The organism is Kitasatospora sp. NPDC058184 (assembly GCF_042883725.1).
Classification (GTDB): domain Bacteria; phylum Actinomycetota; class Actinomycetes; order Streptomycetales; family Streptomycetaceae; genus Kitasatospora.
Window position 1 is genome coordinate 667693 of the sequence record NZ_JBHVVE010000002.1, and the last position, 17303, is coordinate 684995.

Annotated in this window: 11 protein-coding genes; 9 read left to right on the plus strand and 2 right to left on the minus strand. The window is 73.5% G+C overall.

The genetic code is table 11. The annotated features are described in order from the left end of the window. Window positions 1-167 precede the first annotated feature (167 nt). From ACFVXH_RS06105 to ACFVXH_RS06140, 8 genes are all read left to right on the plus strand, one after another. Window positions 168-2765 carry a lantibiotic dehydratase gene (locus ACFVXH_RS06105; protein ID WP_380778182.1) on the plus strand — a complete coding sequence of 866 codons (2598 nt, stop codon included), beginning with the start codon at window positions 168-170 and terminating at the stop codon, window positions 2763-2765. Window positions 2766-2813: 48 nt separating this feature from the next. Next, on the plus strand, window positions 2814-4184 hold the full coding sequence (locus ACFVXH_RS06110) for a radical SAM protein (protein WP_074004065.1): 1371 nt from the start codon (window positions 2814-2816) through the stop codon (window positions 4182-4184). A gap of 1 nt (window position 4185) precedes the next feature. After that, window positions 4186-5280 carry an arginase family protein gene (locus tag ACFVXH_RS06115; protein ID WP_074004064.1) on the plus strand — a complete coding sequence of 365 codons (1095 nt, stop codon included), beginning with the start codon at window positions 4186-4188 and terminating at the stop codon, window positions 5278-5280. Then, on the plus strand, window positions 5277-6329 hold the full coding sequence (locus ACFVXH_RS06120) for a hypothetical protein (protein ID WP_049649749.1): 1053 nt from the start codon (window positions 5277-5279) through the stop codon (window positions 6327-6329). The genes ACFVXH_RS06115 and ACFVXH_RS06120 overlap by 4 nt, the downstream gene beginning before the upstream one ends. Before the next feature lie 124 nt (window positions 6330-6453). After that, on the plus strand, window positions 6454-7398 hold the full coding sequence (locus ACFVXH_RS06125) for a PHP domain-containing protein (protein ID WP_387820538.1): 945 nt from the start codon (window positions 6454-6456) through the stop codon (window positions 7396-7398). Continuing rightward, window positions 7395-9986 carry a lantibiotic dehydratase gene (locus ACFVXH_RS06130; protein ID WP_387820541.1) on the plus strand — a complete coding sequence of 864 codons (2592 nt, stop codon included), beginning with the start codon at window positions 7395-7397 and terminating at the stop codon, window positions 9984-9986. The genes ACFVXH_RS06125 and ACFVXH_RS06130 overlap by 4 nt, the downstream gene beginning before the upstream one ends. After that, window positions 9983-11257, plus strand: coding sequence for an MFS transporter (locus ACFVXH_RS06135; RefSeq protein WP_387820544.1), 1275 nt, complete (start codon window positions 9983-9985; stop codon window positions 11255-11257). The genes ACFVXH_RS06130 and ACFVXH_RS06135 overlap by 4 nt, the downstream gene beginning before the upstream one ends. After that, window positions 11254-12156 (plus strand): phosphotransferase family protein, encoded by a 903-nt coding sequence (locus ACFVXH_RS06140; RefSeq protein ID WP_387820547.1) that lies wholly within the window; start codon window positions 11254-11256, stop codon window positions 12154-12156. Before ACFVXH_RS06135 ends, ACFVXH_RS06140 begins: the two co-directional genes overlap by 4 nt. Window positions 12157-12236: 80 nt before the next feature. On the opposite strand, the gene ACFVXH_RS06145 is transcribed toward ACFVXH_RS06140, so the two are convergent. Further along, window positions 12237-12566, minus strand: coding sequence for a hypothetical protein (locus ACFVXH_RS06145; RefSeq protein ID WP_387820550.1), 330 nt, complete (start codon window positions 12564-12566; stop codon window positions 12237-12239). A 19-nt stretch (window positions 12567-12585) separates the two neighbouring features. Continuing rightward, complete coding sequence (locus ACFVXH_RS06150) at window positions 12586-16584, minus strand: polymorphic toxin-type HINT domain-containing protein (protein ID WP_387820553.1); 3999 nt, start codon at window positions 16582-16584, stop codon at window positions 12586-12588. A gap of 528 nt (window positions 16585-17112) precedes the next feature. Between ACFVXH_RS06150 and ACFVXH_RS06155 the strand changes: the two genes are divergently transcribed. Then, window positions 17113-17303, plus strand: a 191-nt coding sequence (locus tag ACFVXH_RS06155; protein ID WP_380785898.1) for a hypothetical protein, incomplete at its 3' end; no start/stop codon positions are given.

The window sequence follows — 17303 nt, forward strand, 5'->3', positions numbered from 1 at the left end:
AGGCCATCCCAACCTCCGGTCTCCGCAGCACCACCACGGGTTTCGGCTGACGACCGGTCAATCTTGGCCGGAAACCCGCATGTTGAGCCCATCGTTATTGAAAGACCCCTCGACACGTTGTTATGGTCACGAACTGTCGTGATCAAGTCAGCCACAAGGGGGCGATCATGGACGAGCCGAAGCCGCGTCCGGACGGCGCGCGACCTCCGACGGGAGGCGACCGCACCCCGACCACCGGGGCGGACGGCGGCCCGGGGTGGTCCCTCGCCCCGGTCGCGATGCTGCGCCACGCGGGCTACCCGCTCTCGCTGCTGGACCGCGTCGTCGCCCCCTCGACCGCCCGGGCCGCCGACGCCGTCCTCGACCTGCGGGACGAAGCCGTCGAGCTGGGGCGGCGGTTGAAGGCCGACCTGCGCGCCGAGCGGGCCGGCACCCGGGGCGACCTCGCCTCCGGCGTCGGCATGCTCCGCCCCTTCCCGCCCGCCGACCTCGCCCGGCTCGAAGCCGAACTCGGCCCGGCCGCCCTGGACTCGGCCAAGCGCTACCAGGACGCGGTGCAGGCCCTGGACGGCCACTGGGAGGCCTTCGAGCGGGAGCACGGCGCCGCCCTCGCCGACGCCCGCCGGACCGTCGTGGACCTGTTCCGCGAACCCTCCCTCCAGCAGGTCCTGCTGCTGTCCAACGACGCCCGCTTCGAGGAGTTCACCGCCTGGCTCGCCTCCGGCGGCGCCGGGTCGGACGGCCACGTCAAGCGGATGACCGACCTGCTCGCCATGTACCTCCAGCGGGTCACCACCAAGAACGAGACCCACTCGCACTTCGGCCCCCTCGCCGTCGCCCGGACCGCACCGGAGGGCGCCGCCCCCGGCGTCGGCTGGTCCACCGGCCCGCTGCGCCGGATCGCCCTGCTCAGCCACTGGGCGGGCGAGGCGATGGCCGAGGTCTTCAGCGCCCGGCCGGAGGCCTTCGAGGCGGTGCGCCCCCGCCGGCGGCCCCTCGCCTTCGCCGAGGGCCCCGTCGTCCGGCTGTACGCGTTCGAGAGCACCACCGGCATGCCGGACGGCTGGCGCTTCGTCGCGGTGAAGGCCGACACCTTCGACGCCGACCGGTCCTGGCTCTGGGAGCACTGCGACGGCGAGCGCACGGTCGCCTGGCTGCGCGCCGCCTGGGCCGACCGCCCGGACCGCCCGGCCGACCGCGACTTCGACCGGGTGCTCGCCGAACTCGTCGACCAGGACTGGCTGATCGGCCGCCGGGAGATCCCGATCGGCGCCACCGACGTGCTGCGCGAACTCGCCGGTCAGCTCGCCGACGACTCCCCCGACCTCGCCGTGGTGCGCCGCTTCCAGGACGGGCTGCGCCGCTTCGCGGAGGGCCCGACGGAGCGGCGCGCGGCCCTGCTCGGCGAGCTCAAGCAGGCCTTCGAGGAGGTCACCGGCTCCGCCGCCAACCGCTCCGAGGGCCGGCACTACGCGGACCGGAGCATCCTCTACGAGGAGGCGTACAGCCCGGTCAGGGACGTCGTCCTCGGCCCCGACGTCGCCGCCCTGATCGGCCGCGAGCTGTCCGTGGTCTACGACCTGACGCTGCTCGTCCCCCGGCTGCGCGTCCGCCGCGAACTGGACATCCTGCACCGCTGGACGGCACGGCGCTTCGGCACCGGCACGCCCGTACCGCTGCCGGACTTCTACGCCGCCTTCTTCGCCGACAAGCCGCTGCTCGCCGCCGAGTGCGAGGAGGTGGACCGGGAGATCGCGGCGCTCGACCGGGAGGTCGTCGACCTGCTGCTGGACGGCGCCGAGGACGGCCGCTCCGAGAGCGTCGTCGACCGGGCCCGGCTGGAGGAGCTGCTCGCCCGCCACCCCGACACCCCGCCCGCGCTGTGCAACCCGGACGTCATGCTCGCCGCGCCGGACGCCGCCGCGATCGGCCGCGGCGACTTCCTCGCCGTCGTCGGGGACTGCCACGCCGTCCGCGAGGCGCTCACCCACTCCAGCTTCGCCTCGATGCTCCAGGCCGAGGCGCCCGAACTCCTCGACGCGGTCCACGACCGCTACCGGGGGCTGCTCGACGAGGACGAGGTGCTGGTCGACCTCTCCCGCTCGCACCCCGACAAGACCGGCGCCCAACTCACCTACCCCTGCCCGGACCTGGAGGTGTACGGGCTCTCCCCGAAGGCCCGCGGCGACGTCCTCCAGCCCGGCGCGCTGTACCTGGTGGCCACCGCCGACCGGCTGGAGCTGCGCGCCCACGGCCTGGCCGGCCGGCTCAAGCTGCTCGCCCCGCTGGCGGGCGGCCCCAGCATCCGCCAGGACCCGCTCTCCCCGTTCGCCTTCCCCCGCCACTTCGGCGGTGTCGGCGTCCGCGACCGGGACCGCGACCACGTGCCCCGCATCCGCTGCGGCCGGATCGTGCTGCACCGGGAGCGCTGGCGCGTCCCCGCCGAGGCCCTGCGCGGCTGGAGCCCCGGCGTCCACCGCTCCAAGGGCGACGCCCCGGAGTTCGCCGCCGCCCGCCGGCTGCGCCGCGAACTCGGCCTGCCGCGCCGCGGCTTCCTGAAGATCCCCGGCGAGCCGAAACCGGTCTACGTCGACTGGGAATCCCCCCTCATCGTCCGGCAGGTCTTCCGGCTCGCCCGGAAGACGGCCGCCGCTCTGGAGTTCAGCGAAATGCTCCCCGCCCCGGAGCACCTCTGGCTCGACATCGACGGAGAACGTCACACCAGCGAGCTGCGCTGTGCGGTCTTCTCGCGCCGTCCCCACTGAGTGCTCCACGTCGAGGACCCCACGCCCTCACCGACCGAAGGCACCGCCATGACCAAGAGCTGCATCGTCCAGTTGCCCTTCCCCTCCAGCCACGACCCCGACCCGAACCTCGCCCGCTACTACGACGACTACGACCGGCGCTTCCGGGCCATGCTGCCCGAGTACTTCATCCCGACCGACGGCCTGTGGGAGATGCCGCTCTGGGTCGCCCACCTGACCGCCCTGCTGAACACCGCGGGCCTGGACTCCGTCTTCCGTGACCTGTCCAGGACCCCGGCCGAGCCGGAGCACTGCGCCGAGCCGCTGCTGGAGGCGACCGCCCCCGGCGACCTGGTCCTGATGTCCCCGCTCGCCCAGAACCTCCGGCTCGCGCTGGAGGTGGCCAAGCGGCTGGAGCACGCCGGCCGGCGCGTCGTCCTCGGCGGCAACATGGCCCCGCTCGCCCCCGACGGCGCCGTGCACGCCGTGCACCGCGGCCAGCTCGACGCCACCTTCGTGCGCCGGCTCGTCGAACTCGCCTCCGGGTCCGGCGGCAGCCTGGAGAAGCCGCTGCTGCCCGGGCTGGTGTCCGACCGGATCACCTGGGCGCCGGACTACCGCCACCTCGGCGGCTACCAGGGCCGGGTCCCGCTGCTGCGGCTCAACGCCAGCCACGGCTGCCTGTACCAGTGCTCGTTCTGCGGCGACGCCTGGAGCAAGCAGCTCACCCTGGTCGCCAAGGACGCGCTCGCCCAGGAGGTCGACGAGCTGACCAGCCGGTTCCCCGACACCCGGCTCTTCTACATCGGCGACAAGACCTTCGGCCAGTCCCGCGAGGCCGTCGGCAACCTGCTGGACGTCTTCCGCGACCGCCCCGGCTACCGCTTCATCGTGCAGACCCACGTGATGCAGGTGAAGGAGTGGATCGTCGAGGCCATGCTCGAACTCGGCGTCGTCGCCGTGGAGCTCGGCTTCGAATCGGCCGACTCGCAGATGCTCAAGCGCCTCAACAAGCTCTCCCGCGGCCTGGACGACTACACTTCGAAGATCCGTCAACTCAGCGACGCCGGGCTGAAGATCGTCCTCAACATGATGGGCGGCCTGGACGAGGAGACGGAGGCCGCGCACGGCCAGACCGTCAGCTGGATGCGGGAGAACGAATCGGCGCTGTGGCTCTTCAACCTCTACAACTTCGTCCCGTACCCGCTCACCCCGGACTTCCCCAGGCTGCGCGAGCGCATCTTCAACTGGGACTTCGCGGACTGGCGGGAGGACGCGCCGGTCGTCTACCGGCCCCGGCACCTGTCCCCCGAGGACAGCTGGGACCTGTTCCAGGAGAAGATCGCCGCGGCGCACGCCATCATCCGCGACCCGCTGCCCGCCGCCCCGGCCTCCGCCGTCCCCGGCCTGTCCGTCACGCCCGCCGCGCAGGAGAACTGACATGACCGAGCTCCCCGACTTCGAGGCCCTCCGCACCAGCGTCAAGCCGGAGGACTTCGAGCAGGACCCGCTGCCCGGCTGGGCCGGCGTCGGCACCCTCTTCGGCGCCCCCACCACCACCGCCGACCAGGTGGACGTGGGCGAGACGGGCTGGGTGGTGTCCGGCGTGCCCTACGACGCCACCGCCAGCTCCCGGCCCGGCGCCGCCGAGGGGCCGCGGGCGGTCCGCCAGGCCAGCCTGGTCTTCTCCAGCTACCTCACCAGCCTCGGCCAGTGGCGGATGCTGGACACCCGCACCGGGCAGACCTTCCGCTACCACGCGCCCCGCGTCGCGGACGCCGGAGACCTCCACATCTACCCGACGGACACCGTCAAGACCTTCCAGGCCGTCGCCGCCGAGAGCCGCCGGCTCAGCCAGAACGCCCCGCGGCTGATCTTCCTCAACGGCGACCACTCCTGCACCTTCCCCACCTTCGCCGGCTTCCGCGCCGGCCGGCTGGACCGCGGCGCCGGCCGGGTGGGGTTCATCAACATCGACCACCACTTCGACTTCGGCAACTGGAGCACCCTGCACGGGCCGCTCTACCACGGCTCCAACTCCCGCCGGATCAGCGAGATCCCGCAGATGCGCCCGGAGGACATCGCCTTCGTCGGGGTCGGGGACGTGACCAAGTACGACCAGTTCCGCGGCCTGCTGGACAGCGGCTTCCACGTCGTCCCCGGCTCCCTGATCACCCGGGACGGCGCCGCCGCGGCCCTGCGCCCCGTCATCGAGGAGCTCGGCTCGCGCTGCGACACCGTCTACGTCTCCCTCGACATCGACGTGCTCGACAGCGCCGCGGCGACCGGCACCGGGCACGTCACCATGGGCGGCATCGGCATCGGCGACCTCCTCGACGTCTACGAGGAGCTGCGGGCGCTGCCCGTCGGCGCCGTCGACATCGCCGAGATCGCGCCCCGCTACGACCCGTCCGGCGGCACCGCGCAGATCGCCGCACGGCTGCTCTTCGAGTTCCTGTTCCGCACCGAGGTCGCCCCGGCCGAACTCGCGCCCTGGGCCCCCGGCACCCCCTCCGCACCCCTGGAGCACCGGTGAGATTCACGCCCCACGAAGCGCAGTTCGACTGTACCCCGCTGGTCTCCGGGGCCCCCGCCGAGCGCGAGCGGGCGCTGGACGCCCTCGCCGCCGGAGCCGTCGAGGTCATCCACCGGACCGGCTACGCCGTCTTCCGGATCGGCCGGCTGCGACTCGGGGTCGAGGAGAGCCGCCGGCTGTCCACCGGCATCGTCGAGCGCGTCCGCACCGCGCTGATCGCCCGCGGCGCCCCCGCCCGGATGCGGCTGGAGGTCGACAAGGCGCAGCAGACCTACGTCCCCGAGGGCTACACCACCCGGACCCTGCTGCCCCACCACGACGGCCAGCACTGCTCGTACCTGACGCCCAGCCTCCAGGACGCCCCCGACTGGGACCCGGCCCAGCGCACCTACGGCGACTCCGGGTACACCACCACCGCCGCGCACAAGATGTACCAGGGCATCTTCCTGCCGGAGGTCGGCGAGGGGCTGAGCGTCACCACGTACTACGACTGGCTCGGCGTGATCGACGAGGTGCTGGAGCGGCGCGGCATCGACCGGGGCGACGACCCCGTGGCCGGCGCGGCCCGCTGGCTCGGCGGCAACCTGCGCCGCGGCCTGGAGCGCCAGCCCCAACACGGCTGCGCCTACCCGTCGGTGGGCGCCATGCTCGGGCTGGAGGAGACGTTCTGGCACGGCCTGTCCTTCCACCACAGCGAGGCGGACCTGTCCAAGGAGGAACGGCGGCGCTACCCCGCCGCCGTGCCGCTGGCCCGCGAGTGCGCCTGCGGCGAGTGCCGGGGCGAGGCGGCCCGGCTCTTCTGCCACCAGCTGCTCATGGCCACCGGCCTGACCTGGGCGCGGTTCCGCCGCCGCTGGGAGGTGCTCGCCCCGGGTGAGCACTGCGACCTGCTGCTCGGCCACAACCTGACCATGCTGCACGGCGGCCTGGCCGGCGGCGCGGGGCGGATCATCGAGCCGCTCTGCCTGGTCGTGGACGAGCCGTCCGGCCCCGAGTACGAGCGCTGGCTGGCCGCCTCCTGGCGGCGCACCCTGCCCGGGGCCCGCTGATGCGGAGGAGCCTGCCGGTGCGGGGGGCCCTGCCGGTACGGGGGGCCCTGCCGACGCGGGGATCCCGGCTGGCGCGGGGATCCCGGTCGGCGCGGGGATCCCGGTCGGTGTGGAGGTCCCGCTGATGCGGGGGGCGCCCGCGACCCTGGCCACCCCGGTCGACCTGCACCTGCACACCCGGCACTCGGACGGGGACGAGGCGCCGGCCGACCTGGCGAGGCGGTGCGTCGAGGCCGGGCTGCGGGTCGCCGCCGTGACGGACCACAACACCCTCGCGGGCGTCGCCGCCTTCGAACGGGCCGCCGCCGGGCGCCTCACCGTCGTCCCGGCCTGCGAGATCACCACCACCTGGCGCGGCGAGGAGACCCACTGCCTCGCCTACTTCGTCGACCCCGGCGACGAGGCGTTCCGGCAGCGGATCGGACGCCTCCACGACGCCGAACTCGCCTGGTGGCGCACCTGGACCGACCGGGCGCACGCCCTCGGCGTGCCGATCGCCCGGGCCGACGTCGAACGGCGCCTCGGCGGCGACCGGGTGGCCTACGTCAACGACTACCTGGCCCTGCTGCTGGAGGCCGCCGGGGACGACCCCCGGTTCGCCCCGTACGCCGACGGCGACGACCGGTTCGCCCGCCTCATCGCCGACTGGTGCCGCCCGGGCCGGCCGCTGCACGTCGAACACCCCGTCAACCCCGACCTGGTGGACGTGCTGTCCTGGATCGAGCGGGCGGGCGGCGTCGCCGTCCTCGCCCACCCCGGCCCGCACACCGCCGGCCTGGACGCCCCGCGGTGCGCCGAACTGCTGGCGCCGCTGCGGGAGGCCGGCCTGGCCGGACTGGAGGTGTGGACCAGCTGGCACACCCCGGCCGACAGCGCCCGGCTCGCCGAGGCCGCCGGGCGGCTCGGCCTGGTCGCCACCGCCGGGTCCGACTACCACGGGGTGCGGGTCAAGCCCTGGGCGCCGAGCCCCGGCCTGCTGCCCGCGCTCCCCGCCGACCCGCTCGCCGTCCTGGACGCCCTGCACGACCGCCGTCCGCCCGTCCACTCGATCCCCCAGGTGAGGCCGTGACCACCGTCAACGATCCCCGGACCGCCGCCGAGCCCGGGGTGCGCGTCCCCTGGCAGCTCGCACCGGTCGTCGTGCTCCGCCAGGCCGGCTTCCCGATGGAGCTGCTCGCGCCCCTGGCCGACCCGGCCGCCGCCGAGGAGGCCCGGGAGCTCGTCGCCCACGGGCAGCGGCTGAAGGAGCTGGCCGACGCGTTCAAGGCCGCCCTGCGCCGCCACCCGGTGCCCGGCGCCGCCCGGCTGTCCTCCCCCGCCGGGTTCCTGCTGCCCGTCCCCGAGCCCGAGCTGGCCGCCGCGGCGGCCGCCGTGCCCGCCGAGGAGGCCGCCGTCCTGCGCGCCTACCAGGACGCCGCCCGGCACTTCGCCGAGGAGCAGACCCGGTTCGCCGCCCGGCACCAGGACCGCCTCGACCGGGCCGGGGCCGCCGTCGTCGAGGCCTTCGGCGACGAGCGGCTGCGGCAGGTCCTGCTGCTCTCCAACGACTCCGCCTACCCCACCTTCGCCGCCTGGCTCGACGCCCACGACGGCGCGACCGGGCGGCGCACCCGCAAGATGACCGACCTGCTCACCATGTACCTCCAGCGGGTCACCACCAAGAACGAGACCCACTCGCACTTCGGCCCCTTCACCCCCGGCCGGGTCGGCACCGCCCCCGGCATCACCTGGTCCGGCGAGCGGGAGCTGGAACGGCGCGCGCTGTTCAGCCACTGGGCCGCGGAGAAGCTCGCCCAGAGCGCCGCCGCCGTCCCCGGCCTGCTCGACCACGCCCGCCCCCGGCGCCGCCCGCTGTCCTTCCTGCGCGACGGCCGGATCGACCTCTACGCCTTCACCACCCGCGACGGCCTGGACACCGACTGGGACTTCCGGCACCTCGGCGGGCGCCCGGTCGAACCGTACGAGGCCTGGCTGTGGCAGCACTGCGACGGCGAACGCACCCTGAGCGAACTGCGGCAGGCCTGGCAGGACGAGCAGCGCTGCCCCGTCCCCTTCGACGAGGTGCTCGCCGGACTCGCCGAGCGCGAATGGGTGGTCGTCGAGTTCGAGATCCCGATCGGCGACCACCGGCCGCTGGCCGCCCTGCGCGAGCAACTGCTCGCCGCCCCCGCCCCGCTGGCCGACCCGCTGCTCACCGCGATCGACGGCTTCGAGGCCGACCTGACCCGCTTCGCCGCCCTGCCGCTGCCCGAACGCGCGGCCGCGCTCGCCGAGAGCAAGGCCCGGTTCGAGCAGCTGACCGGCGGCCCCGCCAACCGCAACAGCGGCCTGCACTACGCCGACCGCAGCATCCTGTTCGAGGAGGCCCGCGGCCGCCCCGCCGACCTGACCGTCGGCCCGGACCTCGCCCGCTTCATCACCGACGAACTGTCCATCGTGTACGAGACCGTGCTGGCCGGCCCGCGCCTGCGGATGCGGCGCGAACTGGTCATCCTCACCCGGTGGGTGGCCGACCGGTTCGGCCCCGGCGTGGAGATCCCGCTGGACGTCCTCTACGCCGAGTTCTTCCGCGACCGCGACGCCATCGCCCGCGAGTGCCTCGCCGTCGAGGCCGAACTCGCCGAACTGGACCGGGAGATCGGCGCCGCCCTGCTCGGCGAGGCCGCCACCGACCCGGACCGCTCCGAGGTCGTGGTCGACCGGGAGCGGATGGCCGCCGTCCTCGCCGCCCAGCCGAGCAGCCCGCCCGCCGTCTGCGACCCGGACATCCTGTTCGCCGCGCGGAGCCGGGAGGACCTGGCCGAGGGCCGGTTCACCGCCGTCATCGGCGACTGCCACGCGGTGCGGGAGGTCATCACCCACACCAGCTTCGGCCCGCTGATCCAGGAGCACACCCCCGAACTGCTCTCCGAGGTGTACCGCGGCTACCAGTCCCTGCTCGCCGACGACGAGGTGCTCGCCAACCTGTCCCGCGGCCACCCCGACAAGTCCTCCACCCAACTCGTCTACCCCTGCCACGACCTGGAGGTCTACGGCCGCTCCGCGCAGTCCCGCGACCGGGTGCTGCAGCCCTCCCAGCTCTACCTGGTGCTGCGCGACGGCCGGCTGGAGCTGCGCGCCCACGGCGTCGAGGGCCGGCTGCGCCTGATGGCGCCCCCGGCCGGCGGCCCGAGCATCCGGCAGGACCCGCTCTCCCCGTTCGCCTTCCCCCGCCACTTCGGCGGCGCCGGACTGGACGCCCCCGACCTGGCGCACATCCCGCGCATCCGCTGCGGCCGCGTCGTGCTGCAGCGCGAGACCTGGCGCATCCCCGCCGCCCGGCTGCGCGACACCGCCGCCTTCGGCCGCCAGACCGGCCGGGACGACGCCGCGCTGTTCGTCGCCGCCTGCCGGCTGCGCGCCGAGCACCGGCTGCCCCGGCACGTCTTCGTCAAGGTCCCCGGCGAGCCCAAGCCGGTCTACGTCGACTGGGAGTCCCCGCTGCTGGTCCGGCAGCTGGGCCGGCTGGCCGCCCGCGCCGAGGGCACCCTGGAGGTCTCCGAGATGCTGCCCGCCCCCGACCAGCGCTGGCTGGACGTGGACGGCCTGCGGTACACCAGCGAACTGCGCTGCGCCGTCTTCTCGGCCGGGAACCCCGCCGCGGAGCCGCGCGGGTGAGCACCGACACCGCCGTCCGCCCCTCCTCCGGCTACCACCGGGTCCTCGGCGCCGCCGCCTCCTCCGCGGTCGGCGACGGCATGCGCTTCGCCGCGCTGCCGCTGCTGTCCACCGCGGTGCTGGACGACGCCTTCCAGGTGTCCGCCGTCACCGCCGCGACCACGGTGCCCTGGCTGCTGTTCGCCCTGCCCGCCGGCGCATACGCCGACCGCTTCGAGCGGCGCCTGCTGATGGTCCTCGCCGACCTGCTGCGCGCCGCGGTGCTGGTCCTCACCGTCCTGCTGCTCGCCACCGACCGGCTGACCTTCTGGCCGCTGCTCACCTCCGCGTTCCTGCTCGGCGTCGGCGAGGTGCTGTTCGACTGCGCGTCCTTCGCGCTGCTGCCGAGCGTCGTGCCCAAGGACCGGCTGGAGTCGGCGAACGGCCGGCTCTTCGCCGTCCAGACCGTCGGCCGCGACCTGCTCGGGCAGGTCGTCGGCGGCGTGCTGTTCACGGTCGGCCGGGCCGTCCCGCTGGTGATCGACGCGGTCTCCTTCCTGGCCTCCGCGCTGCTGCTGCGCGGCGTGCGCGGGCCGGTGCCCGAGTCCGGGCCTGAATCCGAGCCTGCCGCCGAACCCGGGCCGGGCACCGGGAAGCCCCGCCTGCTGGCCGACATCCGCGAGGGCGTCGCCTTCGTCCTCCGCGATCCGCTGCTGCGCGCCCTGACCGTCTCCGCCGGGGTCATCAACGCCGTCTACCTGGGCCAGATCGCCGTCTTCGTGATCCTGGTCCGCGAGGTGCTGGAACTCCCGGACGCCGCGTACGGGGCGCTGCTGGCCGCCGGGGCGGTCGGCGGCGTGATCGGCGGCGCGGTCGCCGGCCGGCTCAGCAAGGCCGTCGGCCGGGTCCCCGCGCTGGTCGGCAACCTGGCCCTGATGGGCGCCGCCGGCCTGGCGGTGGCCGCCACCGACCGGGTCCCCGTGGTCGCCGTCGCCTACGGCGTCACCGGCTTCGCCCTGATGGTCTGGAACGTCGTCGCCGTCTCCCTGCGCCAGACGATCATCCCGGACCGGATGCTCGGCCGGGCCACCGGCGTCTACCGGCTCTTCGCCTGGGGCACCATGCCCCTCGGCGCGCTGGTCTTCGGCCGGGTGAGCGCCTCGGCCGGGCCGCGCGCCGCCTTCGCCCTCGGCGGCGTGGTCACCCTGCTGACCTGCCTGCCGATCGCCTACGCCCTGCTGAGGGACAGCAGGGTGACCGACCGTCGCAAGACCACCGAGGATGCACCATGAGTGAGCGTTTCGCCGTACTGGACCGACTGGCCGGACAGTGGGGCCTGAGCGGCCTGGAACTCGTCGGCAAGGGACTGGAGTTCACCGTCTTCCGGGCCCGGGCCCGGGACGGCGGACCGGTCGCCGTACGGCTCGCGCACCACCGCTTCGACTCCAACGCCAACGACCCGCACGTGGACACCCGCGCCCTGCTCGTCCAGGAGCACGCCATCGCCCGGCACCTGGCCGAACACGGCCTGCCCGTCGCCCGCGCCCGGGAACTCGTCCTCGCCGACGACCCCGACTCCCCCGACGTGCTGCTCTCCGACTACGTCCCCGACGACGGGACCCCACTCGACTCCCACGCCCTCGGCCGGCTCCTCGCCCGGCTCCACCAGGCACCCCCGCCGCCACTGCACCCCGTCGCCGCCGAGGGCGGCACCACCGCCGGGGTCCTCACCACCCGGATAGGCCGCCGCTGGGCCGAACTCGCCCGCCTCGTCGCCGACTGGCCCGAGCCCCCGGCCCCCGACCTCCTCGCCCGGCACCTCTCCCCCCTCGCCGGGACCAGCCTCCTCCACCTCGACGTCCGCAGCTCCAACATCCGCCGCCACCAGGGCCGCACCACCGCCCTCCTGGACTGGTCCAACGCCCTCCTCGGCACCCCCGCCCTCGAGTTCGGCCGCCTCGCCGAATACGCCCGCTACCCCGAGAACGACCTCGACCTGCCCGCCCTCCGCACCGGCTACGCCACCCTCGCCCCCGTCCCCGCCGAGGACGACCCCACCCTCCTCGCCTGCCGCCTCGACGCCGCCCTGATGCTCGCCCTGGTCTTCCTCTCCGAAGCCCCCGACCCCACCCGCGGCCCCACCGCCGCCACCCACGCCCGCGACCTCGCCGAGCGCCTCAGCCGCCTGTAACCGCCTGTAACCGCCGACAACGCAGAACGCCCGGCCGGGAAACCCCGGCCGGGCGTTCTGCGGTTCGACGAAACGACCGCCTAGACGGATTCACCCGCTTCGAGGAATCCCCGGTAGACGATCGCCAGCAACACCGCGTAGGCGTGTATCTCCCGCGCGACCGCCAGGTCCTCCCCCGCGTACTCCCCACACAGGGCGCCGGCTTGAGTGACGATCTCGTCGAGTTCCGTCAGGACATCCGCACCCGACGGCCTGAACGCACCGGTCCTCATGAAGACGACGGCCCCCGTGGTGTGCTCGTGGGCGATCGCGAGATCGGTGCGGAGCTCCCTCAACTCCGGCGTTGTGCCATGCGGCGGATACGGAACATGACTCCAGATGGTGTAGGCATCGACAAAGCTCAGTTCCACCGGTCGTCGCATCGCTCTGTCACCGCCTCCCCGGGGGATGGTACGTCACGACCCTACTGCCATCCATCGACGTGAACACCACCTCGCCCGTTGTCTTGTTGGTGTACGCCTTCCCCTGCAGCTTGTCCTCGTGGGATCCGATGTCCTTGAGGTTGACCTTCCAATCAGGGTTGTCCTTCAGGAAACCGGGCTTCGTCACACGCTCCATCGCCTCCTTGGCCGCGTCGATGTACTCCTTCTGCGACATGCCGTTCGGAATCCCCTGCTCCTTGTAGTGATACAGGAACTGTTCGCTGGGCTTGTCGAAGGTGGCGCGGTGGAAGACGCTCTCGACGTCGCTGTTGGCGAGTTGCAGGCACAGCGGCTCGTTGGCGTTGTGTACCAACACCGGCGTGTCGCCCGCGACCACGTAGTACGTGTGGAGCTCGTCGACGGTGAGGTTGTAGGCGCCCTGGAGGGTGTTCCAGTGCCGGACGCTCTCGATTCGCCGGGGCTGGCCGGCCGGGTCGCGCAGTTCGTCGCCGGTCTCGAGGTCGACGGCGTCGATCCAGGCCTTCCGGTTCTCGGCCCAGAAGGGGTGGTGGTCGGTGCTGGTCAGCGAGCGTCCGGCACCCAGGGAGATGTCGGTGAAGTCCCGGTCGTCCGGGCCGTAGATGGTGGCCGAGACCCGGCGGGGTCCGGTCAGCCCGCTGACGGGATCGCTGGCGAGGACCTCGTCGCCGATCCTGACGGTCTCGATCGCACGGGTGGAGCCGTCGCCCATGAGGACGGGGGTACCCGCCGCGAAGCTGTTCGGCACTGGGCAGGACTTAGGAACCCGCCTGACGAGCTTCTGGATGAACTCGACGGCCTTCTCGCCCCAGGAGCCGAACTTCTTCGCCCACTTGGCAAGCTTGGCGATGGCGGCTCCGTCGCCGATGAAGGGGATCGCCCCGATGCAGGACTCGACCGCCTCGGTGGTCTTGCCCTCGACGGCGTAGTAGGCGCAGTTGACGAGGTCGGCGATGTCGGCGAGGCCGGGGGCGAAGACGCCACCCACGCCGCCGATCACGTCGAGCGTGAGGTGGATGGTCTCGGAGACGAGGCGGTAGATGGAGTTGGAGGTCTCGTTGTCCTCCTTCGCCTTCTTGATCTCCTCCTCGATGCCCGCGATCGAGTCCTGCTTCTCCTTCTCGATCTGGGCCTTGTAATCGGCCTCCTTGCGCGCCTCCTCGAGCCTTTCGGCCTCGGCCTTCTGCTCGGCGTCGAACTTGCCCTGGTAGTTGGCGCGGGCGTCGTCGGCGGCGGCCTGGGCAGCCGTCGCGTCCTTGCCGGCCGCCTCCGCGGAGGCCCGGGCATCGGCAGCGGAGCTGTAGGCGTCGGTCGCGGCCGACCGGGCCTGCCGGGCCGACTGCTCGGCCCTGTTGGCGGAGTGGACGGCGCTCGCGGCGTCGCGGTTGGCGGAGGCCTTGGCCGCGTTGGCCGTCTTCGCGGAGGCCGCCGCCCTGGCGGCGTCGGCCGCGGCGGCGTCGGCGGCGGCCTGGGCCTTGGCGACGTGCTCGGCGGCGGTGTTGGCCGAGGCCTGGGCCTGGGCGGCGTAGCCGTTGGCCTCGTTGGAGGCGTTGCGGGCGATGGCGGCGGCGGCCTGGGCCGTGGCCGCGTTCTTCTGGGCGGTCGCGGCGGCGGCGGTCGCCTGGGCGATCAGGCCCTTGATGTCGGCGACGTGCAGTGCGGCGAGCCGGTCCTTCTGCTGCGCGGTGTACTGGCCCTGGGCCACGAAGGCGCGCAGGTCCTGCACAGGGCCTTCGAGGGCGATCTTCGCCGCGGCCTTGAGCTCGGGCTCGGTGGCCGGGGCGTCCTCCAGCCGGGTGGCGGTCAGACGGTCGTCGGCGGCCTGCGCGTCCGACAGGCCCTTGCCGAGGAAGTCCCGCAGCGCGGTGGGGGTGTTGACCCGCAGCGCGGCGTCGGCGGCGGCCTTGACGGCGGGGCCGGCCTTGTCGCTGAGGCGAGTGATCGTCAGCCGGTTCTCCGGCGCGACGGCCTCGTACTGACCGCTGGTCAGGAAGGTGGCGAGCTGGGCGGCGTTGCCCTGCAGCGCGGTGTAGGCCGCGGTGCGGACCGCCTCGCTGTCGGAGTTCTTGTGGATCGCGGTGACACTGTCGCGGGCGTCGCGCTCCTCGGCCTCCCGTCGCCCGGTCTTCACGTAGGCGAACACGGCGGCGTCGTCACCGGACAGGGCGTCGACGGCCGCCGAGTTCCCCCAGGAAGCGGAGATCTTGCGGGAGACCATGGCGAGCTTGCGGCCGTCGGTGGCGACCTGCGTCGGGGTGGCGCCGGGCTGGTTGGCCAGCTGGGCGAGCCGCTCGGCCTCGGCCCGGGCCTTCTGGACGTCCCGGGCGGCCTGGTCGGTCTGGGCCTGCTTCGCCGTCTCGTCGGCCTTGGCCTGCCGGGCCTTCTCCACGGCCACCGCGGTGCGGTTGGTCAGGTCCTCGGCCTCGATGCGGCGTGCCAGGTCCTGGACCGCGTTGGCCTTGTCGACCGCGGTCTGGGCGTCCGCGGCGAACCCGGAGGCGGCGTTCGCGTGGTCGGTGGACTCCTGCGCGGCGTTCGCGCTCTGGCCGGCGTGCTCGGCGGCGTACCGGGCGGCCTGGGCCGCCGCGGCGGCGTGCTCGCCCGCGGACTTCAGGAGCGCCGCGGCCGTCTGCGACTGCGTCGCGGCCTCCCCGGCCAACTGCTGCGCGGCGGCGGCGGCGCGACCGGCCTCGACGGCCGAACGGCGGGTGGCCGCCGCGGCCTGCTTGGCCTTCGCCGACTGCCCGCCGGCGCTGTCCGCGTAGGCACCGGCTTGCTCGGCCGACCCCGCCGCGGAATCGGCGTTGCCCTTCGCGCTCAGCGCGGCACCCGCCGCGGTCTGGCTGTCGCTGAGGGCCTTGTCCGCGTGGACGAGCGTGTCCTTGGCGGCGTCCACCAGCTTCGCGGCCGCGTCGGCGGCGTCCGCCGCGACCCGCGCGTCGTGCGCCTTCGTCGCGTCACCGGCGGCCGCGGCCGCGGAGTTCCGCGCGGCGGCGGCGGCCCGCTGGGCACCGGACGCCGCGGCCGCCGCGTTCGACGCCGCGTAAGCCGCGGCGCGTGCGCCCGCGTTGGCCGCACGCGCGGCCGCCAGCGCCGTGTTCGCCGCCTTGCCCGCACGCTCGGCGGCCGTCGCCGCCTTGTTCGCCGCCTCCGTGGCCCTGGCCGCGTCGTTGCCGGCCTGCTGGGTCTCGGACGCGGCCAGAGCGGCGGCCTTCATGGCCTCCTGCGCCTCGTGGACCGCCTTGTCCTTGGCCTCGATGGCCGCGGCGGCCTCCTGGGCCGCCTGCGCGCCCGCGTCCTTCGCCTGCTGCACCAGAAGCGCGATGCTCGCGCGCTCCATGTCACGGTTCTGGGCGACATACTGGCCGGTCGCGAGGAAGTCGCGCACGTCCTGGATCGACCCGTTCAGCGCGGCGCGTGCCGCGGCCTGGGTGTTCGTGCCGCCGGAGCTGAGGATCTGGACCAGCTTGAGCCGGTCGTCGGCATCCTTCGCCGGGAACTGTCCCTCGGTCAGGAACCGCTGCAGGTCGTCACTGGTGTTGCTGCGCAGCGCGGCGTCGCCGGCGGCCTGCAGGTTGCGGCCGGCGCCCACGGCGGGGTCGGTGATCCGGGTGATCCACAGCCGCCGGTCGGCGTCGAGTGCCGACTGCCAGCCGCTCCGCAGGAACGTGTGCAGCTCGTCGGCCGTGCCCGCGATGGCCTTGCCCGCGGCCTCGCGGACCTTCGGCCCGCCCACACCCTCGATCTGCGTGGCGGCCAGCAGGTCGTCCAGGTGCTGGGCGCCGGCGAGCTCGTTGTCGACGAACCGCTTCACGTCCTGGTCCGAGCCCGCAAGCACGGCTTCCGCGAGCTCGTGGACGCGAGGACCACCGTTGAGCCAGGCCTCGACCGTGATGTCGCGGGCGCTCCGCTGGAGCTGAGCGTCGGTCGGTTCGACGGCCGAAGCCGTCTGGATGCCGGAACCCACCAGCCCCGCCGTCAGAGCCAGCGGCAGGAGGCCCAGGGAGAGCCTGCCCAGCAGCGGCGGCCTCCCCCTCCCGCGCCCTTGTGAACGGGATATCGAATGGTGCATCGGAAACCTCCACTGTCGGCATCGGCCGGATTCACGGCCGCAGCGGAGCCTACGCCAGATGACGATACGACAGAACGTCTACGAAGCCATGACGTTGCCAAAAAAACCCGCCAATGAAACACCTGTCAAAGGGCAAAGCCAAGCAAATACAACCGCATCACCGATAGACACCCAACCGCTGGGAAAGCATGACATTCCGCCTGGCCAGCGCCAGGAACGCGCTTGTCGAAGCATCAGCTCATCTGGTTCGATGGCCCGGATTCCGGCTGCGACCCCGAAGGCGCCCATGCGGCAACTTCAACCACTTCCACCGGCAATGACGTCTCGCCATTGCCGGTTGGTTCGCTCACCATTCAGACCGGTCACCCGATTCCGCTGATCCGCCCGTCAGGGCAAACACCAGATGAACGAAGAGGAATAGGCATGGCAAAGCGCATGTCCCGCTTGCTCGTTGGCGGTGCCGTCGCCGTGGCCGCCACGCTCGGCGCCACCGCACTGGCCTCCGCCGACGGCGTCCCCGCGGACAACTCGGCCGCGCCGGTGGCGGTCGAGGACTTCAACTACCCCGGCCCGGCGCCGTACCCCAACGTCAAGCTGCTGCGCGGCGACGGCCA

What these genes read in the sequence shown, in the direction of transcription:
- ACFVXH_RS06105 (WP_380778182.1), top strand. Translation starts at nt 168, where the DNA reads ATGGACGAGCCGAAGCCGCGTCCGGACGGCGCGCGACCTCCGACGGGA.
- ACFVXH_RS06110 (WP_074004065.1), top strand. Translation starts at nt 2,814, where the DNA reads ATGACCAAGAGCTGCATCGTCCAGTTGCCCTTCCCCTCCAGCCACGAC.
- ACFVXH_RS06115 (WP_074004064.1), top strand. Translation starts at nt 4,186, where the DNA reads ATGACCGAGCTCCCCGACTTCGAGGCCCTCCGCACCAGCGTCAAGCCG.
- ACFVXH_RS06125 (WP_387820538.1), top strand. Translation starts at nt 6,454, where the DNA reads ATGCGGGGGGCGCCCGCGACCCTGGCCACCCCGGTCGACCTGCACCTG.
- ACFVXH_RS06140 (WP_387820547.1), top strand. Translation starts at nt 11,254, where the DNA reads ATGAGTGAGCGTTTCGCCGTACTGGACCGACTGGCCGGACAGTGGGGC.